The 22,954-nt window shown below is 47.3% G+C and carries 18 protein-coding genes; all 18 read left to right on the forward strand.

Annotated features, from left to right (window positions below):
• Positions 1-120: 120 nt before the first annotated feature.
• The 18 genes from AC58QO_RS10465 to hutG all read left to right on the forward strand — a co-directional run bounded on the left by AC58QO_RS10465 (position 121) and on the right by hutG (position 22,928).
• Positions 121-1,851 carry a sensor histidine kinase gene (locus AC58QO_RS10465; protein ID WP_497265231.1) on the forward strand — a complete coding sequence of 577 codons (1,731 nt, stop codon included), beginning with the start codon at positions 121-123 and terminating at the stop codon, positions 1,849-1,851.
• Entirely contained in the window at positions 1,851-2,636 is a 786-nt protein-coding gene (locus tag AC58QO_RS10470; RefSeq protein ID WP_497265232.1) for a response regulator transcription factor, read from the forward strand. The genes AC58QO_RS10465 and AC58QO_RS10470 overlap by 1 nt, the downstream gene beginning before the upstream one ends.
• A gap of 171 nt (positions 2,637-2,807) precedes the next feature.
• Entirely contained in the window at positions 2,808-4,475 is a 1,668-nt protein-coding gene (locus AC58QO_RS10475; protein ID WP_497265233.1) for a type 2 periplasmic-binding domain-containing protein, read from the forward strand.
• A gap of 85 nt (positions 4,476-4,560) precedes the next feature.
• Positions 4,561-5,451, forward strand: a complete 891-nt coding sequence (locus AC58QO_RS10480) for an ABC transporter permease (RefSeq protein ID WP_497265234.1) — start codon at positions 4,561-4,563, stop codon at positions 5,449-5,451.
• Positions 5,452-5,469: 18 nt separating this feature from the next.
• On the forward strand, positions 5,470-6,357 hold the full coding sequence (locus AC58QO_RS10485; protein ID WP_497265235.1) for a carbohydrate ABC transporter permease: 888 nt from the start codon (positions 5,470-5,472) through the stop codon (positions 6,355-6,357).
• Between the two features lie 37 nt (positions 6,358-6,394).
• Complete coding sequence (locus AC58QO_RS10490) at positions 6,395-7,198, forward strand: endonuclease/exonuclease/phosphatase family protein (protein ID WP_497265236.1); 804 nt, start codon at positions 6,395-6,397, stop codon at positions 7,196-7,198.
• A 3-nt stretch (positions 7,199-7,201) separates the two neighbouring features.
• Complete coding sequence (locus tag AC58QO_RS10495) at positions 7,202-8,482, forward strand: CehA/McbA family metallohydrolase (RefSeq protein WP_497265237.1); 1,281 nt, start codon at positions 7,202-7,204, stop codon at positions 8,480-8,482.
• A gap of 54 nt (positions 8,483-8,536) precedes the next feature.
• Positions 8,537-11,200, forward strand: coding sequence for a DUF5054 domain-containing protein (locus AC58QO_RS10500; protein WP_497265238.1), 2,664 nt, complete (start codon positions 8,537-8,539; stop codon positions 11,198-11,200).
• Positions 11,201-11,221: 21 nt separating this feature from the next.
• On the forward strand, positions 11,222-12,100 hold the full coding sequence (gene iolE, locus AC58QO_RS10505) for a myo-inosose-2 dehydratase (RefSeq protein ID WP_497265239.1): 879 nt from the start codon (positions 11,222-11,224) through the stop codon (positions 12,098-12,100).
• Between the two features lie 74 nt (positions 12,101-12,174).
• Positions 12,175-13,110 carry an aldo/keto reductase gene (locus tag AC58QO_RS10510; protein WP_497265240.1) on the forward strand — a complete coding sequence of 312 codons (936 nt, stop codon included), beginning with the start codon at positions 12,175-12,177 and terminating at the stop codon, positions 13,108-13,110.
• Positions 13,107-13,574: a hypothetical protein gene (locus tag AC58QO_RS10515; RefSeq protein ID WP_497265241.1), complete on the forward strand. Its 468-nt coding sequence runs from the start codon at positions 13,107-13,109 to the stop codon at positions 13,572-13,574. The genes AC58QO_RS10510 and AC58QO_RS10515 overlap by 4 nt, the downstream gene beginning before the upstream one ends.
• On the forward strand, positions 13,571-14,572 hold the full coding sequence (locus AC58QO_RS10520) for a CehA/McbA family metallohydrolase (RefSeq protein WP_497265242.1): 1,002 nt from the start codon (positions 13,571-13,573) through the stop codon (positions 14,570-14,572). The genes AC58QO_RS10515 and AC58QO_RS10520 overlap by 4 nt, the downstream gene beginning before the upstream one ends.
• A 17-nt stretch (positions 14,573-14,589) precedes the next feature.
• Complete coding sequence (locus AC58QO_RS10525; protein WP_497265243.1) at positions 14,590-15,351, forward strand: MgtC/SapB family protein; 762 nt, start codon at positions 14,590-14,592, stop codon at positions 15,349-15,351.
• Between the two features lie 294 nt (positions 15,352-15,645).
• Positions 15,646-17,058 carry a family 43 glycosylhydrolase gene (locus AC58QO_RS10530; protein ID WP_497265244.1) on the forward strand — a complete coding sequence of 471 codons (1,413 nt, stop codon included), beginning with the start codon at positions 15,646-15,648 and terminating at the stop codon, positions 17,056-17,058.
• Positions 17,059-17,336: 278 nt separating this feature from the next.
• The gene (hutH, locus tag AC58QO_RS10535) at positions 17,337-18,899 is read left to right on the forward strand and encodes a histidine ammonia-lyase (protein ID WP_497265488.1); all 1,563 of its coding nucleotides are present in this window, start codon (positions 17,337-17,339) and stop codon (positions 18,897-18,899) included.
• 65 nt (positions 18,900-18,964) lie between these two features.
• Complete coding sequence (gene hutU, locus AC58QO_RS10540) at positions 18,965-20,650, forward strand: urocanate hydratase (protein ID WP_497265245.1); 1,686 nt, start codon at positions 18,965-18,967, stop codon at positions 20,648-20,650.
• Between the two features lie 14 nt (positions 20,651-20,664).
• On the forward strand, positions 20,665-21,963 hold the full coding sequence (gene hutI, locus AC58QO_RS10545; protein WP_497265246.1) for an imidazolonepropionase: 1,299 nt from the start codon (positions 20,665-20,667) through the stop codon (positions 21,961-21,963).
• Complete coding sequence (gene hutG / locus AC58QO_RS10550; protein ID WP_497265247.1) at positions 21,960-22,928, forward strand: formimidoylglutamase; 969 nt, start codon at positions 21,960-21,962, stop codon at positions 22,926-22,928. The genes hutI and hutG overlap by 4 nt, the downstream gene beginning before the upstream one ends.
• Positions 22,929-22,954: the final 26 nt, after the last annotated feature.

The following is a 22,954-nucleotide window of genomic DNA, read 5'->3' on the forward strand; positions in this document are numbered from 1 at the left end:
CGGTTGTGAGCGCTTTATTTGTTTTGTATACTAAGCAATACTAGGTGATTGACCATACTGTGGACTTCAGGCAGTCATTCGGAAATTTACCTGACGATCCCAAACAAAGTGAGGCTAAGTATGACAATATTCAAAATTCCAAGTTTACATCCGAAGCCGCATTCGTTGAAATACCGACTAATCATGATCCTTTTTATAAGCTCGCTTGCTCCGCTAATCATTATTGGAAGCATTTCTTATTTCTCGATGTACGCTATTTTGCAAAATAAAGCGGAGGGCGGGGTTCTTAGCAATTTGCATCAAGTAAGATTAATGCTGGAAGATACGCTCGGCCAGTTAAATCATACTTCGCAGCAGCTTGCTTTTGATGGAAGGGTTGGCAAAAGCCTTGAAAGCTATTTGGCAGCTGATATCTATGAGAAGAAGAGATTGAACGATGAGATCAGAAGCGAGTTAGGCTTGATTCATTTTACGAATCCGACCCTTGGATTGATGTTTTATTATTTTGAAAATGATAATCAGGTGTTGTTTGAGAATTTTAGCGTGAGTGACAATTATAACCTTAAGCAGCTTCCTGTACTTATCAAATTCGACAAGCTTACCTATATGGGACCGCATCTTTCTTTAAACCCGATTGATGGCAATCAAGTCCTATCGATCCTCCGTAAAGTTGAGCTGCCGGCTCGAGATGATGTTTATGTCTATATTGAAACGAATTTTAAATTGGCCGAAAGTATCCTGAAAGACGAAGATCAGTTCGGCGGCAACTTAGTGCATCTCATCCTCGATAATCATGGCAAAATTGTGTATAGCGAGAATTCAACCGATTTTCCAGTAGGGACGGTATATGTCGATAATGATTCGAACAAGGACATCTCAGGTAAATACAGAATGTTCGAGGAATCAAGCAATCAAACATGGAAAGTTATGTCTGCGGTTCCGAATTCCGTATATAATCTCGAAGTATATAGATGGATGAAGCAGTTTGCCTTTTTTGCCATTCTAACGTTAATCGCAAGTTTCTTTATTGCTTGGGTCATTTGGCGAACGGTATATCGTCCACTTAATCTATTAAGTACAGATATTCGTAATGTAAAAAGCAGTAATGAAGTGTTCCCAAGAAGACAATCGCAGATCTCCGAGTTTGCCCTCATTTACAAAGAGTTTGCGGAGATGAGAAGTCGAATTTTCGAACTCATTACTCAGGTAGAGCAGAAGGAAAAAAGCAAAGCCTTTCTCGAGGTTGAGAAATTAATGACCCAAATCAATCCGCATTTCATTCATAATACGCTCGATACGATACGATGGCTGGCTCGTGCCAATGGGCAGAAAGATATTGATCGATTGGTGTCCACGTTGAACAAAGTGCTCTATTACAATCTCGGTAAAGGTGGGCCAGCCAAAATTAAGGATGAAATAGACGCTCTGAAAAATTATGTTGAGCTGCAAGGCATCCGGTATAACTTTCATTTTGATGTGAAGATTCAGGCAGATTCCAAGTCACTTGAACTGCCCGTTCCCAGGTTTATTCTTCAGCCTCTTGTAGAAAATGCGTTATACCATGGCTTAGGAGACAATGGCGTTATCGAAGTCAATGTCATCGAAGATGGCGTGTCCCATGTCATTATTGAAGTGACGGATAATGGAGATGGCATGACAGAGGAAGACATTGCTCAATTAATGAGTGAAAACACGTTAGAGAAAAAGAAAGTAGGCATGGGGATTGGGCTGCAATATGTATACCGAATGGTGAAGTTCCAATTTGGCTCAGCTGCAAGCTTCCATATTGAAAGCACAGTTGGCTCAGGGACGACGATCGTACTTCGTCTCCCGATAGGAGGAGTAGTCTGATGATAAAGGTTATGGTTGTGGACGATGATCACTTGGTTCGCAAAGGATTCATCACGATGATGCCTTGGCGTGAGCATAATTTAGAAGTCGTAGGTGAAGCTGGCAACGGTAAAAAAGCATTGGAGTTCCTCGAAAATAATCAAGTTGACTTGCTAATCACCGATTTAGCCATGCCTGTGATGTCAGGTATTGATTTAATGAGATGTGTGAAAGAAAAATATAGGGATATGAGCATGGTCGTATTGACGTTTCATCAGGATTTCGAACTCATTCAGGAAGCGCTTCGTTTGGGGGCTCTAGATTACATTACGAAGGTGGAGCTTGAACATGAGCAGATGGATGAGGTATTAAGAAGGATTGTAAGCAAAATGAAAGAGCAAAATGTGCGAACAAGGGACACAAATGTGTCGAATCCAAGCATTCCTACTTTCGAAGAAGAGGACGAGGGGCTGTACTCACCAGAAGTGAATGCAAGTATATGGAAGGCAGTAGATATTATTCATGCTGAGTTTCAACATGATCTCTTATTGCCTGATATCGCCAAAAGGGTGAATATGAGCCGCAGCTATTTCAGTCGCTGTTTTCGGGATATAGCTGGGAAAACGTTTAACGATTTTATCCGTGAAGTACGGGTGAACCATGCGAAAGCAATGCTTACACAAACCGGGAAATCGATTGGGTGGATTGCTACGCAGGCGGGATATCCGAATGAGAAATATTTTAGCAAAGTATTCAGGGAGTTGACTGGGATGCTGCCTGGCGAGTTTCGCAAGAATCAGAGCTAATCCAGTGGCTGGTCGCAAATCGTCTCCTAGAAAGTGCACTTTCGTCTACTTCATGTTCAAAGGATGCCGATTACGAGACGATTTGCTCCGAAACATAAGACAGAAATTGACCCGAATGCCTTTCATTTTCTTTAAGATGTAAGTGTAGGGTAATTAAAGAGGAGGGGCATTATGAAAAATAAAAAAGCTCTAATTTCCATGATGGCAATAGCTGTTCTAATGACAGCATGTTCAAGCAACAACGGAGGGACTACTAAGGACGGCGGACAAACGACAGCGGATTCGAACGTTAAAGTAGACCCATTTAAAATGCCGAATCCAATTGAAGTTACCACTTTCAAAAGCTTAAGCCCAGGGGCGAAGTTACCAGCTGGTGATACTGTAGAGAGTAACCAGTACATGAAATATATCTCACAAAAAACGAATATCAATTTTAAAATATTATGGTATGCGGCATCACAGGATCATGAACAAAAGATGAAGTTGGCGATCGCAAGTAACGATCTACCGGACGTAATGCTTGTAAATGAGCAAATCTTCCTAGCGTTAGCTGAAGCTGGCCAAATTGAGGATTTAAGCAAAGTCTATGAAAAGTATGCTTCCCCTTTAGCTAAGGAATTGTACGGTTCAACAAACAATAAAGCACTTGATAAAGCAAGCTATAAAGGCAAATTGATGGGGATTCCGAATATTAGCGTTCAAGCCGATGCGGCAAGTATGGTGTGGGTGCGCAAGGACTGGATGGATAAATTAGGACTTCAGCCGCCGAAGTCGGTTGACGATGTTACGGCTATTGCTAAAGCTTTCGTTGAGAAAGATCCAGATGGCAATGGAAAAGCCGATACAATGGGAATCGCCGGTTTCGAGAAATCATTGGCAGTAAACGGTAAAGCGCAACGTGGAGACTTTAAAGGTATTTTCCAAGCGTTTGGTGCTTATCCTTCAGGCGGAGTTGAAGGCGTTTCCAACTGGATCAAAGACAGCTCAGGCAAGGTCGTATATGCATCCATTACACCAGAAACGAAACAAGCGCTAAGCAAACTGCGTGAGATGTATGCAGCTGGTGCCATTGATAAGGAATTTGCTCTGCGCAAAGATCCGAACGAGAATATCGTTTCTGGTAAAGCAGGCATGTTCTTCGGACCATGGTGGTCCGGTGGTTTGGCTGCAGATACGATGAAGCTCAATCCAAAGGCGGATTTCGTACCGTATTTGATCCCTGATGCTAAAGGCGTAGTGAACACAATGATGGTGCCTGTAAGTACACAGTTTATTGTCGTGAAGAAAGGGATGAAAAATCCTGAAGCCGCAATGATCTACGCGAACACATTTATTAATGCTCAGCGTAAAGTAGATCCAGATGCTTTGAAACTAGACTTCACGGTAAGTGCGGAACACTGGCCAATCGGAAATGCGACCTTCGATTATGCAGATGCAGTGGAAAGAAAATCAGATATGTTGAAAAAAGCACTAGGTGGGCAAACCAAGCCTGAAGAGTTGAGTCCAGAAATGAAAGAAATGTTTGACAAGGCAACACGTGACAAAGCTAATCCTAAAGCAGATCTGAAAGATTGGTCAGGTTACTACGGATACACGGTACCAGCAGATTTGCTGAAGCAAAACATGAATAAGGTATATAGCGAATTCACAGCAAATACCAAAACGATGGAAAGAAAATGGGCTAATTTGCAAAAATTAGAGAAAGAAACGTTCTTCGGAATCGTCATGGGTGAGAAGCCGCTTGATGCATTTGATAAGTTCGTTACCGATTGGAAAGCACAAGGCGGCGACGAAATCACGAAAGAAGTAACGGATGAACTCAGCAAATCCAAAAAGTAAACTGAAATGAAAAGAGCGCACCGCCTAACCGATTGGTGGTGCGCTCTTTGTACAATCAGGATAGAGAACCCGAGGTGTATCGCTGATGAATATTAAATCTTTTTACAAGCACTACCATTTGATGCTCTTGCCGGGTATTGTGCTTCTCATTATTTTCCACCTCATTCCAATGTTCGGAATCGCAATAGCGTTCCAAAATTTCAAAATTGGTTTGGGTATCTGGGACTCCCCCTGGATTGGGTTAGAAAATTTCACGTACATGTTTCAACTGGAAGATAGCAAAACCATTTTCTTTAATACGGTATTTATAGCTGTATGTAAAATTATTGCTCACCTGATCATTCCACTCACATTCGCAATTTTGCTTAATGAGGTTCGATTTAGCATCTTCAAAAGATGGGTACAGACGGTTGTGTACCTGCCCCATTTTATTTCTTGGGTCATATTAGCAGGGGTAGTGATGGATATGCTGTCTTTGGACGGCATTATCAATAGTACGTTGAAAATGTTAGGCTTCGAACCGATTATGTTTTTGGCGAAAAATAGTTGGTTTCCTACCATTGTTGTTAGCTCAGATATTTGGAAGGAATTCGGATTTGCTGCCATCATTTATTTAGCTGCCCTAGCTGGTATTAATCCTTCGCTGTATGAAGCCGCTGAAATGGATGGAGCTAATCGATTAAAGCAGTTATGGTATGTCACATTGCCAAGTTTGGTACCAACAGTGGTTCTGTTGGCTACCTTGAGCATAGGTAATATTCTGAATGCAGGATTTGATCAAATCTTCAATTTGTACAATCCGCTTGTTTACAAATCTGGCGATATTATCGATACGTATGTCTATAGGGTAGGTCTTGTCCAGGCGCAATATGGCTTAGCTACCGCCGTCGGTCTGTTGAAATCGATGATCGGATTCATACTCATCATTCTCTCGTACAAAATAGCTTATAAATATGCAAATTACAGAATTTTCTAATGAAGCAGGTGAATACCCATGGTACGCAATAAAACCATATCCGCTCAGGTAACCGAAGCCGTTCTCATCTTAGTAATGCTAGTGATCTCATTCCTGTCGCTTGCACCTGTTGTGCACGTATTCTCCGTCTCGTTTAGCGATAACGCTGCAGCGGCAGGAGGGCTCGTTAAGTTTTGGCCTGTTGGGTTCTCTGTGGAATCCTATCGCAAAATTCTGGAAGAGCCGCATTTTTTCAATGCATTTCTTGTATCCGTTAAACGTGTATTGCTAGGTGGTGGAATCAACTTCGTGTTGACAGTCATGATGGCGTACCCATTGTCTAGAAGCAACAAAGAATTCCCGATGCGGACCGTGTATATGTGGTTCATGTTGTTTACGATGTTATTTAGCGGGGGGATTATCCCCTTATATCTGACGGTGAAGGCATTAGGAATGTTTAACACGCTCTGGGCACTTGTACTGCCGGGAGCTGTGCCCGTATTTAACGTTATTTTGTTAATGAACTTCTTCCGAAACTTGCCGAAGGAGCTAAGTGAAGCGGGTTACATGGATGGTGCAGGTCCTTGGTATATGATGCTTAGAGTATATCTACCCCTTTCGTTGCCAGCGATGGCGACCGTTACGTTATTCAGTATCGTGGGTCACTGGAATGCTTTCTTTGACGGTATGATTTTTATGCGTAGTGCGGAATTTTATCCGCTGCAAACGTATATCCAACAGCTTGTTGTTAGTCAGAACGCGTTGTTGGAATTGGATTCGTCTAAACTTGAGATGCTAATGAAAGTTTCCGATAAAACATTGAACGCAGCCAAAATTGTGGTTTCCATGGTGCCGATTCTCATCATTTATCCGTTCCTGCAAAAGTACTTTATCCATGGCATTATGCTTGGTTCTGTCAAAGAATAATTACTAAAAGAGGTGTAATTCGGTGGAGTGGAAGGTCATGACATTCAATTTGCGGTACAACGAGCCGAAAGATGGGGACAATGCTTGGCCCTATCGGGTTAAGCGTGTTTCACAAACGATCCACGAGCACGATCCCATTCTTTTTGGCACACAGGAAGGCTATTATGACATGCTGACTGAGCTTCACGCAGAGCTGCCAGCGTACAATTGGATCGGCATCGGTCGGTTTGGTGAGCATGAGGATGAGCATAATGCGATTTTTTATAAGCGAGATCAGCTCGAAGTGCTGGAAGAGGGGCATTTCTGGTTATCGGAAATGCCGGAAGTTGTTGCATCCAAAAGCTGGGACAGCATGTTCCCTAGAATGTGTACCTGGGTTCGATTCAAGGACTTGAACAGTCGGGAGGCGTTCGTCGTGTACAATACCCATCTGGATCATCGCAGCCAAAAAGCGAGAGAAAATGGCGTTAAGGTCATTTGGCAGTATATCCGCTCCCATAAATCCGAACATGCATTACCTGTCATTCTATTAGGTGACATGAATAGTCATCCAACCGACCCGACGATCCGCTATCTCAGTGGAGCGTCGGAAGGTGAAGGTACGAAAGGATGGCTGAAAGACGCGTATACCGCGTTTGAAGGAATCATTGGCCGAACTGCACACGATTTTAAAGGTGGAGCAGATTCGGAGCCAATTGATTATATTTTCGTATCACCCGAGGTGGAACTGCTAGAAACGATCGTAGACAGAAGACAGATCAATGGGGGCTACCCTTCGGATCATTATCCGATCATTGCATCTGTACGCTTATCCTACAACAGAGACAATCAAGGAGAATAATCGATGAAAACAGAGGCATGGAATCGTTCAACACTGACAATTACGCGTGAAATTGCCCATTCGGAGCAAAGCGCTTATATCGAAGTACCTTTTGAAATGCCTGAGCATGTTGAGGAGCTTGTGGTATCGTATACGATTGAATCGCACAGCGAACAGAGAGCTATCATCGACTTAGGTCTGAGAGATACAGGCCGAGTGCGAGGCTGGAGCGGCGGCGCGCGCAAAGGTTTTCGTGTTGGACTGGATAAAGCGACACCTGGCTATATGTCGGGTGACTTAACGCCAGGCGACTGGGCGGTATTGCATAACGCCTACAAGGTACCGAGCGAAGGTTGTTCGGTTCACGTTACCATCGAATTTCTGTATAAGACCCCTCGCTGGCTGAAGGGTGATTTGCACACGCATAGCGTGAACAGTGATGGCACGTTTACGCTGGAAGAAAATGCGGCAATTATGGAGGAGCTTGGCTGCGACTTTATTGCCATGACCGATCACAATACAGTCAGTCAAAATCTGACTTATCCGCGAAATACCTCAGTTCTCATGATACCTGGCATGGAATTTACCACAAACTTTGGACATAGTAATTTCTTGGGTGTCACGGATCCAATTCTTGATTTTCGAGTGAAAGATCAGGAAGATGTCAACGCCAAGATTGCTGAGGCGCGTGCAAATGGCGCCAAAATCGTCATCAATCATCCGCACTGTGAATTTTGCCCGTGGGAATGGGATTTCAGTGTCGATCACGATTGGGTAGAAGTATGGAATGGGCCGTTCACAGATCGTAATGCGAGAGCCATGCAATGGTGGCATGATCAACTCGTCTCCGGCAGAAGACTTGTTGCTGTTGGCGGCAGTGATACCCATCGCCCGGATCCGTATGTGAAACATGCGATGCCATGTACATGGGTGTATGCTTCTGAGAAAACCGTAGATGGCATTTTGAGTGCTATCGGCCTCGGGCATGTGCTGATTACGTATGCGCCGGAAGGACCTTTTGTACAGTTGAATTGCGGTACTTATATGATGGGAGATGTTGTTCCATCAGGGGAGTCAGTCAGAGAGGTTACTTTACATGCTCGCGATCTGAGAGTCGGAGATACGGTAAAACTAATCAGCAATGTTGGTTTGGAAAAAGAAATTGAAGTGTCATCTGAAGGTGAGCTTGCCATCCAAATGGATGCACAGGGGACAACGTTTGTACGCGCCGAAATATGGCAGCATTTTCAAGAGGTCAATTTGACGCTTATGGCTGCGTTAACGAATCCGATTTATTTTGATTAGTATAGAAGGCCTTGACAGATAGACAGAAGCATCTCGGATAAAGGAGTACAGACGATGGCGCAGAACCTTGAGAAAATTTATGTTGTATTCAAAACACACTTTGACATCGGATTTACGGGATGGGTGTCCGATGTTGTACAGCGTTATCGGACCGAAATGTTGAAAGACTTTATTGATATTTGTGAAAAGACAGCTCCCAATGCTGAACACGAGAAATATGTATGGACGATGTCCGCATGGCCGCTGGAGCAGTCCTTGGAGGGCAGCTCGCAAGAGGATCGTGATAAGGCGCTTGCGTTTCTGGAGAATCGTCAATTGATCTGGCATATGCTGCCTTATACGACTCATACGGAATTCTGCGGTTTAGAGGAATGGATTCGCGGGATGTACGTGTCTCGCAACTTATCTGAGCAGTTTGGTTACAAACCCAAGGATGCCAAAATGACGGATGTTCCTGGCCACACATGGTCCGTTCCATCTTTGCTTGCTAAGGCCGGCGTGAAAATCTTGCATTTGGGCTGTAACCCTGCTTCCACACCGCCAGATGTACCTCCCGTGTTTTTCTGGGAAGGTCCAGACGGAGAACGGTTATTAACGTTTTATTCCAAAGGTTCTTATGGAACGGGGATACTTCCACCAGAGGATTGGGAGCATCCAGTATGGCTGGCCATGATTCAAACGAGCGATAATCACGGTCCTCACGATCCTTCCTATATTCAAGAAATGAAACAATCCATAGCGGAGAGCGGGCTTGTTGCTGAACTACATATCGGCAGTCTCACGGATTTCGCAGAAGATTTCCTAGCGCTAAACCCTGATTTGCCCGTTATTCGAGGCGATATGGCCGATTCTTGGATTCACGGAGTAGGCACGGCGCCTCGTGAAGTCTCTCGCGTCAGAGAGCTGCGAAGCCGGATAACAGCTGCCGAAAGCGCGCTAGCTATTGCCATGATGAATGGGGACGATGCGCCCCAAGCTGCTGAGGCGAAGAAGCAAATTGACAAATCCTATGAGTACACGCTGCATTTCGGCGAACATACGTGGGGGATGGACTGTAAATCGTTTCTTTTCCCAAGACGATATGAGAAGAAAGAGTTTCTGCAAGATAAGCAAAGCGAGCGCTACAAGCAGATGGAGCATTCCTGGCAAGAGCAGCGTGACTATCTGAACACGGCCGAAACAGCTCTTGAGGCAGCGATTCAGCTCGTCAGCGACTCAGATAAGCCAGCGGCATATCGCGTCTACAACTATCTTGGTTGGAAACGAGACGCGCGCGTGTTACTGCCGAAGGAACAACAGCCTGCAGCTCATGAAACGTTGATCGATTGTGAAACAGGTCAGCCAGTGAAGCTGGTTGTTGATGAATCCGGCGTGTGGGCTGAAGTGAGCGGTCTGCCTGCTCTGGGCTATAAAACATTGGGCATTGCAGCTAGTGCAGAAGAAGTTGCTATTACCGTGACGGAGCCTGTAGAGGCAGCTGCCGAAAGCACAATCCGCGGATATATGACAGAAGAGGAAGCGGTCATAGAAAATCCGTTTCTGCTCGTTAAAGTTTCGAGAAAAACCGGGTGGATTCAAAGTATTTGGGATAAGCGGTTGAAGCGGGAATTCGTTGAAACTGATGCGGAATTTGGCTTCGGTCAATATGCGTATGACGTATACTCCAGCAGTGAGATTACTGCTTTTATCAAGAAATATGCTTACCGTTTCTATGACTGGGGTATACATGATTTCGGAAAAACAGGATACCCGGAGCAACAAAAGAGGGTGTCATTTACGACAGGAGCGCCTGAACTGGAGCTTGTCCAAGAAGGCGATAGCATCATTCGGATCGCGTGCTTAGCCCAAGGCGATCGCGAATCACATCAAGAATACGGGAACGCTCGTAAGATCAACTGGTCCATTAGTTTGAATGCGAATTCTTCTTATTTGGATATCGAGTTGCAATTGAAGGAGAAGGAAGAGACACCTAAAGCAGAATCTGGCTCTCTCGTGTTCCCTCTCAAATTGGATCAAGCTCAATATCGAATTAATAAAATGGGTGCGGTAATCGATCCAATGCATGATCTTGTTCGGTCTTCCAGTACTTTGCTCAACTGCTGCGAGTACTTTGTTGATGTGACAGATGTCCAAGGCGAAGCAGGAATGAGCATCGTTCCGCTGGATTCACCACTGTTCTATATCGGTAAGAATGGTATGTGGGACTTTGAGCATCAGTATAAGCCAGAGAAACCTGAGCTCCACTTCAATTTGTTCAACAACATGTGGGGAACGAACTTCCCGCAGTGGACTGGCGGCGATTTGCGCTACCGCTACCGACTCATTCCACACGCAGGCAGCTGGTCGGAAGCTGAGGTATGGAAACAGGCTGAGCAGACTTTAAGCTCAGTGGTTGCAGTAACTGTTGCTGAAAGCAAAGTATCCCGTGAGCCGCAGGTGATGGATATATTGCCTCAGGGTTTGAACGGTGCTGCTGTGACATGCTTCAAGCCTGCTGAAGACAGCGATGGCTGCATCTTGAGATTGCGTGAATGGACAGGTACTGAGCGGCAGCTCATTGTCACACTGCCAGCGTCGATATCCCGTGTATGTCAGACGGATTTGTTGGAATATACGCAAAGTGAGCTTGCTATCACAGAAGTAGGCAATGACCGAGGAGATAAGCAAGTGATTCTGCATTCCAAGCCTTTTGAAGTACATACACTTCGAATCTGCTAGGACATATAGGAGGATAACTAGGTGAAGGTTCGATACGGCATTTCCGCCATCAATTGGGTGAATGAAGACATCAAGGAATATGGCAACCACTATACGGCCGAGCAGGTGCTCACCGATATGGCGAGCCTCGGATTCGAAGGAACGGAGTTTTGTCGTAAATTTCCACGTGATGTCGATGTGCTCAAACAGTTATTAGCGAGTAAAAATATGGTTCTTACTTCGCAATGGAGATCTGTTCATTTCAGTGATTCGTCTCGACATGAGGAAGAAATGGATGCATTTCGCGCTCATGCTGACTTTCTGAAAGCCATGGGTTGCAAGCACGTCGTGACTTGCGAATCGAGTAATAAAATCGAAGATCTAAGCAGCAACACGGTCCGTATCGAACCGCTGACGGATGCGCAGTGGAGACATATGGTCGATGGCCTACATAAGGCAGGGCAATACTGTGAAGAGATTGGCATGAAGCTTGTGTACCATTTCCATGGAGAAACCGTCGTTGAGACGGGCGAAGAAATTGCTCGCTTAATGGAAATGACTGACCCTGAATTGGTTCATATGTTATACGATACCGGGCACGCCTATTATGGTGGCAGCGATCCGTTATATATTTTACAAGCACACTTTGACCGGATTGCTTATATCCATTTGAAAGACGTTCGGGAAACTGTTCTAGAACAACATCTCAGAGACGGATACCGTTTTCGTGAAGGTGTTCGAAGAGGCGTGTTTACAGTCCCTGGCGATGGTTGTATTGATTTTAAAGCTATTTTTGAAGAGTTGAAAAGACGCAACTACGAAGGCTGGATCATTATTGAAGCTGAACAGAATCCAGAAATTGCGAATCCTGTTCAGTATGCGGAGAAAGCATGTGAGTATTTGAAAACAATAACAGCATAACTCGGCACATGTTGCCCCTGGCGCTTAATGCACCCAGGGGCAATGTGCTAACCTACGCGAAGGAGCGCTTTTATATGAAACAATTATCCATTCCCGGCATTTCGTCCACATGTTCTCAAATGATTCTGGGCTCTGATTACTTTCAGCCTGCGATTCAACATCAAGTCGACACCTTGCTCGATGCCTATGTTGAGACTGGTGGCAACACGGTCGATACCGCGCACGGCTATCGGGCTGGTGAAAGCGAGAAAGCCATCGGTAATTGGATGAAGTCTCGGGGCAATCGTGACAAGATGCATATCCTGACGAAGGGGGCGCATCATGATGCGAACGGGCCACGTGTGAATGCCCAAGCGATTACAAGCGACCTTACCGAAAGTTTGCAGAGGTTGCAAACGGATTATGTTGATTTCTATGCTTTGCATCGCGACGATCCCGAAGTATCCGTTGAACCGATCATAGATATTCTGAATGAGCTTATGGTTTCTGGGAAAATCCGTGCGATCGGTGCATCCAACTGGACGCATCAGCGGATCCAGCTGGCCAATGATTATGCAGAGCAAAACGGACTGATTGGTTTTTCCTTCAGCAGCACGAATTTAAGCCTAGCCAAGCTAAACATGCCCAGGTGGCCAGGTTGTGTTTCGGCCGATGAAGGGACTTGCGCTTGGCACGAGCAATCGGGAACTCCGCTCTTCTCTTGGTCATCATTGGCCGCCGGCTTTTTGACGGGGCGCTTCTCACCAGATGATCTCGAGAACGAAGAAATGGTCCGTGTCTACTACAATGAGTTGAATTGGCAAAGGCTAGATCGAGCCAAACAATTGGCGGAAGACAAAGGCGTAACATTAGCGCAAATTTCATTAGCTTATGTGAACAATCAATCATTTCCGACCTGTGCGATTGTCGCTGCCCATTCATTAGAGGAACTGCAGGCGAATCGGGCAGCAGCGGATCTTGAGCTAACTGTACAGGAAGTACGCTGGCTAGAACGTGGTGGTGAACTGTGAAGCTACTCTTGTCGGCAGAAGGCATTGTAACTCCCAGCTGTTCGAAAAGCCACATTACCTATACCATACATCTTCATTCGAATGTGGATGAATTGTATATTGACTTCGCCTATGATCCTAAGACACTGGCAGATGAAGAGAAAGCGAAAGAACTGATTGATCAAGGAATTCAGAGTTATATGCTGCCGGAACACATAGAAGCAAGCCAAAACAACTGGAGATCGTACTTGCCACTGCAGAATTTGCTTACGCTATCTTTTGACGACGAGAATGGATTTCGTGGGGCTGGTCATCGGCACGATCCAGTCCAACGATTGAAAATTCATCGGGATCAGGCATCTCCTGGATTAATTCCTGGACATATTCCTCGCGGGCAGCTGCGTGTGACCATAAGTCTTCACTGCGTTGTATCGGAGCAAGTTCGTTACAGCTTGCGTATCGAGGAAGGAGGTCAACCCTCATGACCCGCTGGTTACCTTACGAATTGCATACGCATACATTTCACAGCGATGGTAAGCAATCGCTACTTGAACTCGCAGAGGCTGCTAAATCTCTTGGATTTGCAGGCTTCGCATTAACCGACCACAATACAATGACGGGTCTTGCTGACAGAGAACAAGTTCAGGCGCGGATCGGTATTGACATTATACAAGGGCTTGAATGGACAACTTTTTTTGGTCATATGGTTACATTGGGAATTCGTGACTATGTAGATTGGCGGAATTTAAGCCCATTTCATATTTCCCGGGGAATTAAAGGCGTTCATGATCAAGGAGGCGTAGTTGGAATTGCTCATCCTTTCCGTGTTGGCAGCCCGATGTGTACGGGTTGTTTTTGGGAGTTTGAGATTTCTGATTGGGGTCAAGTTGACTATATGGAGGTTTGGTCAGGCTTATTTCCTTCGATCCAACGAAATAACATTCGAGCATTCGCCGTATGGACCGAACTGCTGAATCGCGGAATCCGTATCTCGGCCACAAGCGGAAGGGATTGGCATGTCAAAGACCCAGTGAAGGATCCTGTTTGCGCAACGTTTCTGCAGATGAACGAGGAAGAGGGAGCTGAGCCTAGGGTCATAAACGCATTGCGAAATGGAGCAATAAGCGTCTCCATGGGTCCGCTTCCGCTGCTCTACATGCGTGGAGCAGAGGGAACATTGCTTGTTGGTATCGGTGAAACCGTGTATAGGGACATGGTTTCTTCCGAACGAGTCGAGATCGTGCTCGGAGTTGACTTTACCGTGAGGGATTGTCAATGGGAGTCGGTGGACTCCTCGATAACGATGCGCTTGAACAGCAATAAAGGTGAAATTGCGGTGTGTGAACTGTCGAGCCTGGAACAGGAAATGGCGATTCCAGCTGATTTAGAAGGCGTCATTTGGATTCGGGCAGAAATGTACGGGACGTTTCATCGTGTCCATACGATGATCGGATTTACGAATCCTATTTATATAAATGAATAAGGGAAGAAGGGGAAGCAATGAATGCTGTTTCCAGTGTTTGGCATATTTCTCACATAGACCTCATGATCCGGCTATTAGCCGCTACTGTACTGGGGGGACTCATTGGATTGGAGCGGGAATGGAGTAATCATGCTGCCGGATTTCGTACACATATTCTTGTATGTTTAGGCTCCACAACAATCATGCTGCTTTCCATCTATGGATTCTCGGAATTTGTTAATGAAGCGAATGTGCGGGCTGATCCAGCTAGACTTGCGGCGCAGGTTATCAGCGGTATCGGTTTTCTTGGCGCAGGAGCCATCATACGGAACGGTTCCGTCATTAGCGGTCTGACAACGGCGGCCTCGGTGTGGGTTGTTGCTGCTGTTGGACTTTGCGTAGGAGCAGGTTTCTTTTTCGTAGCAGTGCTGTGTACCTTCATGGTTTTAGTCAGTTTGCTGTTATTGAATAAGTGGGAAAAACACCTGCTAAGAAACCGTCGTGTTCATGAGATTACCGTTAAGGTACTGGATCATCCTGGCGTACTCGGCAGGATTGCATCCATTCTAGGTGAACACGGCATTCAAATTATGAAGATGAAAATCATCCCTGATAGTGAAGAATCAGGAAACAGACATGCGAAGCCAAACATGCAGCTCTGTTTCACGATGAAGGCTCCAGAACAAGGCAATCTATTAGCCGCATTAGATGAAATTCATCGATCCGAATATGTGGTGTCCACTGATTCTCCATGGTTGAACGGATTTCAAGTCAAGCGTGCGATAAATACGGTGAGTTAGTTCGCATTAACTCAACCTATTTGGCGAATCTCCCAACGATATGGTTTCGCAAATTCGAGGGCAAGGGTCCAGTAAAGTACTGGATTCTTGTTTTTTTTTGCAGGGGCACGTTCGCCAAAAAGAATCGAAAAAATGTCTAACGAATCATGAATTATGTCATTACATCCTCAAAATGAAAGCGTTAACATGAATGTGTGGATCAATGAAAGGGGGGATAGCAGGCTTGAACATGCAGGGCTTTATCCATGGCTCGATTTGAATGGCTTCATTACTTTCGCTAAGGAGGAATTATCAATGAACAATCGATTCTCAAAATGGCTAACAAGGCTAACGCTTCTCACTGTTATTCTAGCGGTATTACTTCCTACAAGCTCGGCACTCGCTGCAGCTTCTAATTTCTACAATGTGCTTGTGCAAAATGGTGCAGATGTCTCTGTCTACAAAGACACGAATAGTTACTACTCCACGTATACCACTGGCAGTGAAGTGAAAGTCTGGAAAAGTAATTATTTGACCAATATGGATGCTGGTACGGTGATTACGGCGTGGTCAGGTTGTTGTGATGTGTGGGCACCTGAAATCACGAAGATTAACAATGTTTGGTATATTTATTTTGCCCGTGATAATGCGGCAGGAGATAATAACAGTCATAGGATGTACGTTATTTCCAATTCAAGCGCAGATCCAACCACGGGTACTTGGAGTGCTCCAACCAAGTTAACTGCGATTGGCAACGATGATTGGGCTATCGATGGAACGGTTCTGAACAACAATGGAGCGCTGTATTTTATCTGGTCCGGCTGGAACAGCGCGAATCAAAATACAGATCAGAATCTGTATATCGCTTCGATGAGCAGCCCAACCCAGATCAGTTCGGCTCGCACACAAATTGCTTGGCCACAATACAGTTGGGAAACGAATGCGACTCCACATGTGAATGAAGGGCCGGAAGTCATTATTCGTAATGGGGTCATTAATGTGGTCTTCTCAGCAAGCGGCAGCTGGCTGGATTCGTATTGTCTAGGCTTAACGACAGCAAGTACGTCAAGTAATCTGCTATTGGAAAGTTCATGGACGAAACGAACAAGCCCTGTGTTCCAGAGCGGCAACGGTGTATATGGACCAGGTCATCATAGCTTTACGAAATCCAAAAATGGGACAGAAGATTGGATTGTCTATCATACAGCTAGACAACCAGGTGCGGGGTGGAACAGAGAAATTCGTGCTCAGAAATTCACCTGGAATGCGGATAATACGCCGAACTTCGGAAGTCCAGCGGCTCCGAATACGCCGATCGCTATACCTGCTGGGGAACCTGCACGTGATCGTTATGAGGCTGAGTCGGCTACCTTAGGCGGTCTTGCTTCGGTAGCGTATCATTCTTCCGCCTCGAATGGCGCCAAAGTAGGACATATTGATAACAGCAGCAGTTATGTTCAATTCAACGTAACCGTTGGAACGGCCGGATATTATACGGTACTGGCAAGAACCGATAATGGCACGTCAGGCGGATATGGCGTATGGGCCAACTTTAAGCTATCCATCAACGGAGGAACTGGCAGTAATTTTAGTATTGCGAATTCAGGTTGGGACCACTGGACGAATGCCTCGGCCAAAGTGTATCTGAATGCCGGTTCGAATACCCTTCGATTCACCCGTGATACGAATTATGCCGAAATCGATTCGATCGATATCATGCCTTGGTAAGGAATTGATTTCACAGACAACAACTAGGCTTTAAGCCATCTTGACAGCATACGAACCAGCGTGTGAGAATAAGATTAGGTAAGGTTAGGTTAGGTTAGGCACAAACATAATAACGATAAAGTGAGTGATCGCGATGAAGGATCGGCTGGAGCTTGATACCGGACAATCGCATACAACCCTCTTTTTTAAAAATGGGACCGTATGGAAGTTAACAACTTCCGTACGGTCCCTTTCTTTTGGTAAAGCGAGAAAGGAAAGGAGTCTGTGTTGACATGGCGATGGTATATAAACAGCAGGAAAGTAACCTAGAAGCGACTCCGGTTTTATTAGATGGGGAGCAATTGATACCTGAGTTAGTTGCGGCGGTTGTTTATGACAATGTGCCGGTCGAATTAGATGCGCAGGCACTCAGGCGTGTGATCGCGTGCCGCAAAATGGTGGAGGAATTAGTCGCTGCTGGCAAAGTGGTCTACGGGGTCACGACTGGGTTCGGAAAATTCAGCGACGTGACGATTTCACCGCAAGACGCTGTACAGCTGCAGGTTAACCTGATCCGCAGCCATGCTTGCGCCGTCGGCAGACCGCTGCCGGAACCGACGGTTCGTGCTTTGATGCTGCTGCGTGCAAACGCGCTGGCCAAAGGACATTCCGGCATCCGCCCAGAAACGCTGCAGCTCCTGATCGACTGCATCAACTGTGGCGTACATCCGGTTGTGCCGGAGCAAGGCTCACTTGGCGCAAGCGGAGACTTGGCTCCACTGTCTCATTTGGCACTGGTGCTGATGGGAGAGGGTGAGGCAGTTTACCAAGGTGAACGCCTCTCGGGTGACAAGGCGCTCGCAAAAGCAGGGCTCAGACCGATTAGCTTGCAAGCGAAAGAGGGGCTAGCACTAATTAACGGCACGCAGATTATGACGTCCATCGGTACATTGGCGCTTATTAAATCACAGCGACTTGCGAAAATCGCTGATGTGATCGCATCCATGACGGTTGAATGCCTGCGTGGCATTCCGGATGCTTTTGCGGAAGAGGTGCAGCAGGTGCGCCCATATCCTGAACAAATTGGCGTAGCGAAGAACCTGTGCAACCTGCTGAGAGGCAGCAAGTTGACGACACGCCAAGGTGAGCTTCGCGTGCAGGACGCTTACTCGCTGCGCTGTCTGCCACAAGTACATGGCGCGACTCGCCAAGTGCTTGCCTATGTGCAGGATAAGATTGCCATTGAGATTAACTCGGCGACCGACAATCCGTTGTTATTCGTGGATAAAGGTCTAGTTATCTCCGGTGGTAACTTCCATGGGCAGCCGATCGCGTTCGCTATGGATTTTCTGAAAATCGGCATGAGCGAGCTCGCTAACATTTCTGAACGTCGCACAGAACGGCTGGTCAATCCAGCGCTATCTGGGGGATTGCCTGCTTTTTTGAGTCACAATCCAGGGGTGGGTTCAGGCATGATGATCACGCAATATGTAAGTGCATCTATCGTTTCGGAAAATAAAGTGCTCGCCCATCCGTCAAGCGTGGACTCGATCCCGTCTTCAGCGAATCAAGAGGACCATGTGTCAATGGGAACAACAGCAGCGCGTCATGCAGCGCAGGTGATCGACAACGTGTCCAAAGTGCTAGCGATCGAGTTGATTTGTGCAGCTGAAGCTGCCGAATTTGTGGGGGCCGAGGGCCTCGCACCAGCAACTCGGGTGCTGTACGACAAGCTGCGGGTGCTCGTTCCCCCCGTTGTCGAGGACCGCTCAACTTCCCGTGATATCGAAAACGTGGCGATTGCTTTGCTGGAAGGCGAGTGGCTGCAAGCGGTTGAGGCTGTGGCAGGAAATTTGTTTTAACCATAAATGAATTTACCACGTATGGAGTTACTCGAAATAATCATGTTTTCAGGAGGAACCATCCGATGACAAAGAAAAACTCGACGGAATCCAAACGAGAAATTCGCGCCCCTCGCGGTACAGAGCTGATCTGCAAAGGCTGGGTACAGGAAGCCGCCATGCGCATGCTGATGAACAATCTTGACCCGGAAGTCGCGGAACGACCGGAAGATCTCGTCGTCTACGGCGGTATTGGCAAAGCGGCCCGCAACTGGCCTTCATACGATGCCATCGTCCGCGAATTGCAGCGCTTGGAAAGCAATGAAACGCTGCTGATCCAATCCGGCAAGCCGGTCGGCGTATTCAAAACCCATGAACGTGCACCGCGTGTGCTGCTCTCTAACTCGGTTCTCGTGCCGAAATGGGCGAATTGGGAGCATTTTCGTGAGCTGGAGCAAAAGGGGCTGATGATGTACGGGCAAATGACGGCGGGCAGCTGGATTTATATCGGGACGCAAGGCATTTTGCAAGGTACGTATGAAACCTTTGCCGAAGCGGCACGCCAACATACGGATGACGGTACACTCAAAGGGACGTTGACGTTAACCGCAGGTCTTGGCGGCATGGGTGGCGCACAGCCATTAGCGGTCACCATGAATGAGGGCGTTGTCATTGCAGTCGAAGTTGACCGAACGCGCATTGAGCGCCGAATCCAAACGCGTTACTGTGATGTAGTGGCGGAAACGCTGGATGAAGCCCTACTGCTGGCGGGTAAAGCTATGGAAGAGAAAAGGCCGCTCGCCATCGGTCTGCTGGGCAACGCAGCCGACTTATACCCGGAATTCGTGCGACGCGGTATCAAACCGCATTTCGTTACTGACCAGACGTCGGCTCATGATCCGCTGATCGGCTATATCCCCGTTGGCTATACGTTGGAAGAAGCAGCCGAACTGCGTGAGAAGGATCCAGAGCACTACATGAAGCTTTCGAAAAGCAGCATGGCAACTCATGTGCAAGCGATGCTCGACTTGCAGCAACGGGGCTCCGTCGTATTTGATTATGGTAACAATATACGTCAAGTCGCTTTCGACCAAGGCGTAACCAACGCTTTTGATTTCCCAGGCTTCGTTCCAGCCTATATCCGCCCGCTTTTTTGTCAAGGCAAGGGACCTTTTCGGTGGGTAGCGCTCTCCGGCGATCCGGAAGACATTCGCAAAACAGACGAACTAGTAATGAAGTTGTTTCCTGAAAATGACAACCTGCGTCGCTGGATTACGATGGCTAGTGAACGTGTCGCTTTCCAAGGTCTCCCGGCGCGTATTTGTTGGCTCGGCTATGGGGAGCGCGAGAAATTCGGTCTGGCATTGAACGAAATGGTGCGAAATGGCGAGTTGAAAGCACCGATTGTCATCGGTCGCGATCATTTAGATTGTGGCTCCGTGGCGTCGCCAAACCGTGAAACAGAAGCGATGAAAGACGGTTCCGATGCCGTAGGCGACTGGGCGATTTTGAATGCGCTGATCAATACATCAGCAGGCGCATCTTGGGTGTCTATCCATCATGGCGGCGGCGTAGGCATGGGCTACTCGCTGCATGCAGGGATGGTGGTCGTAGCGGATGGGACGGATGAGGCAGATGAGCGACTCCGCAGTGTGCTGACCTCCGATCCCGGCATGGGTGTTATCCGCCATGTGGATGCGGGCTACGACGAAGCGATTGAAACAGCGGAAAAGCACGGGATCCGCATCCCCATGCGTGAGCAGGGACAGTAAAGGAGGGAATACAGATGGAACGGATTGATTTGCTCGTTACGGGGATTGGCCGATTGGTTACCCCTCCGGGAAATGTTCCACGTTGCGGGCAACAGATGAAGGAAGTCCGTGAGATCACGGATGCAGCGATCGCCATTCGCGAGGGAAGAATCGTCTCATTTGGCCCAACCCATGAAGTTCTGGATTTCCTTGGAGATATAGAAATTGCAGAAACCGTCGACGTTGGCGGACGTTTGGTCACCCCGGGGCTGGTCGACCCGCATTCCCATCTCGTCCATGGCGGTTCCCGTGAACATGAGCTGGCGCTGAAGCGGTCCGGTGTCCCCTATTTGGACATTTTGGCGCAAGGCGGTGGCATTCTTAGCACGGTGCAAAGTACAAGGGCAGCCAGTGAGCAGGACCTTTATGTTAAGGCGCGTCGAAGCTTGAACGAGATGATGATGAATGGTGTCACAACAATTGAAGCGAAAAGCGGCTACGGTCTCACCCTGGAAGATGAAATGAAGCAATTGCGTGTGGCGAAACGTTTGAACGATACCCACCCGCTTGATATTGTCTCGACATTTATGGGTGCACATGCTGTGCCACTGGAGTTCAAAGGGCGCGCCGAGGAATATGTAGATCGCATCGTCCATGAGATGCTTCCCATGGTGGCTGAAGAGGGGCTTGCGGAATTTTGCGATGTGTTTTGTGAGCAAGGTGTTTTTTCAATTGAGCAGTCACGCCGTATTCTGCTTGAAGGCAAGCGCAGCGGACTAATCCCGAAAATACACGCAGACGAAATAATACCGCTTGGCGGAGCGGAATTGGCGAGCGAAATCGGTGCGATTTCCGCTGAACATTTGCTGGCTGCGACCGATAAAGGGTTGGCTGTCATGGCCGAACATGGTGTGATTCCAGTGCTCTTACCGGGTACTTCGTTCAACCTGGGTCTCTCTAAACATGCGCGTGCACGCGACATGATCGATATTTATGAACTGCCGGTGGCCCTTGCAACGGACTATAACCCAGGCTCCTGTCCGACCGAGTCGATCCAGCTCGTCATGATGCTGGCGTCTCTGAACTTGAAGATGACGCCGGAGGAGATCTTGACCGCATGCACAATCAACGCGGCGAATGCGCTGGGAAGAGGGGAAGATATCGGTTCAATCGCAGTGGGAAAACGTGCGGATTTAACGATATTGGATGCGCCAAATCTCGCTTATCTGCCGTATCATTTCGGTATTAACCATACGTTTGGCGTTATCAAGAACGGAAACGTGATCGTTTGGAACCGCACCATTGTAGCAAGTGAGGGGGAGGCTGCGCTATGAGCCACGAGATCCCCTTTCTCAAACCCCCTGATCAAGCTGCGTTCAGAGATCATATGGAAACCAAGGTTGCTCATTGGATCCGTCAGTGGGACGGTCAAGAGCAATTGCTTGCAGGGATCATCGGCATCCCGTTGTCTAAGCCGTCGATCTCGCACTCAGGCGCTTCGACAACGCCGGCGGCGATTCGAGCGGCGTTCAAATCATTTACTACATACTCGATGGAGTATGGTGTTGACCTGCAAGACTTAGCCGTTCGTGACCTCGGCGATATCCAAATGCATGTGACAGACATCGCGGAATGTCATCGCCGCATCGAGACAAGTTTACGCGCCCTATATAACGATCAGCCGAGCTTGATCCCGATCATCTTTGGCGGCGATCATTCGACGAGCTGCCCGTCGATCAAAGCTTTCGTCAACCGTCATCCTGGGAAAAAAGTGGGAATTATACATTTTGATGCCCATCATGATGTCCGAAATTTTGAGGACGGCGGCGTGACCAACGGTACGCCGTTCCGCGGTATTCTCGAATCGGGTGTCGTTCAGGGACATCACATTGTACAAATTGGTATTCGAGGCTTCATGAATTCGAAGCCGTACCATGACTACGTGAAGAGTAAAGGGGTACATGTGTATACGTCACGTGATATACGGCGGATAGGCATGGACTCGGTACTCGACCAAGCGCTTCATCTTGCTGGGCATGGTACGGATGTGCTGTATGTGAGTTTTGATGTTGACGTCATCGATCAGGCCTATGCACCGGGATGTCCTGCGATCGGTACCGGCGGAATGAATCCATGGGATGCGCTGGATGCCCTTTACCGACTCGGTTCGCTGCCGCAGGTGCAAGGGTTGGACTTCGTCTGCATCGATCCGACCGTCGATGTGCGTAACGTGACCTCGCGTCTAGCGGTACAGTTCATGCTAAGCTTCTTGGCTGGGCTCGCTGCGCGCCCGAAATGATGTTTGATTTTCCGCGTGAAAGAAAC

This window comes from Paenibacillus sp. J31R30, assembly GCF_059692115.1.

Bases quoted from the DNA above. Each gene is read 5' to 3' on its own strand.
- AC58QO_RS10465 (WP_497265231.1), top strand. From the start codon at position 121: ATGACAATATTCAAAATTCCAAGTTTACATCCGAAGCCGCATTCGTTG.
- AC58QO_RS10470 (WP_497265232.1), top strand. From the start codon at position 1,851: ATGATAAAGGTTATGGTTGTGGACGATGATCACTTGGTTCGCAAAGGA.
- AC58QO_RS10475 (WP_497265233.1), top strand. From the start codon at position 2,808: ATGAAAAATAAAAAAGCTCTAATTTCCATGATGGCAATAGCTGTTCTA.
- AC58QO_RS10480 (WP_497265234.1), top strand. From the start codon at position 4,561: ATGAATATTAAATCTTTTTACAAGCACTACCATTTGATGCTCTTGCCG.
- AC58QO_RS10485 (WP_497265235.1), top strand. From the start codon at position 5,470: ATGGTACGCAATAAAACCATATCCGCTCAGGTAACCGAAGCCGTTCTC.
- AC58QO_RS10490 (WP_497265236.1), top strand. From the start codon at position 6,395: ATGACATTCAATTTGCGGTACAACGAGCCGAAAGATGGGGACAATGCT.
- AC58QO_RS10495 (WP_497265237.1), top strand. From the start codon at position 7,202: ATGAAAACAGAGGCATGGAATCGTTCAACACTGACAATTACGCGTGAA.
- AC58QO_RS10500 (WP_497265238.1), top strand. From the start codon at position 8,537: ATGGCGCAGAACCTTGAGAAAATTTATGTTGTATTCAAAACACACTTT.
- AC58QO_RS10510 (WP_497265240.1), top strand. From the start codon at position 12,175: ATGAAACAATTATCCATTCCCGGCATTTCGTCCACATGTTCTCAAATG.
- AC58QO_RS10520 (WP_497265242.1), top strand. From the start codon at position 13,571: ATGACCCGCTGGTTACCTTACGAATTGCATACGCATACATTTCACAGC.
- AC58QO_RS10525 (WP_497265243.1), top strand. From the start codon at position 14,590: ATGAATGCTGTTTCCAGTGTTTGGCATATTTCTCACATAGACCTCATG.
- AC58QO_RS10530 (WP_497265244.1), top strand. From the start codon at position 15,646: ATGAACAATCGATTCTCAAAATGGCTAACAAGGCTAACGCTTCTCACT.
- hutH (WP_497265488.1), top strand. From the start codon at position 17,337: ATGGTATATAAACAGCAGGAAAGTAACCTAGAAGCGACTCCGGTTTTA.
- hutU (WP_497265245.1), top strand. From the start codon at position 18,965: ATGACAAAGAAAAACTCGACGGAATCCAAACGAGAAATTCGCGCCCCT.
- hutI (WP_497265246.1), top strand. From the start codon at position 20,665: ATGGAACGGATTGATTTGCTCGTTACGGGGATTGGCCGATTGGTTACC.
- hutG (WP_497265247.1), top strand. From the start codon at position 21,960: ATGAGCCACGAGATCCCCTTTCTCAAACCCCCTGATCAAGCTGCGTTC.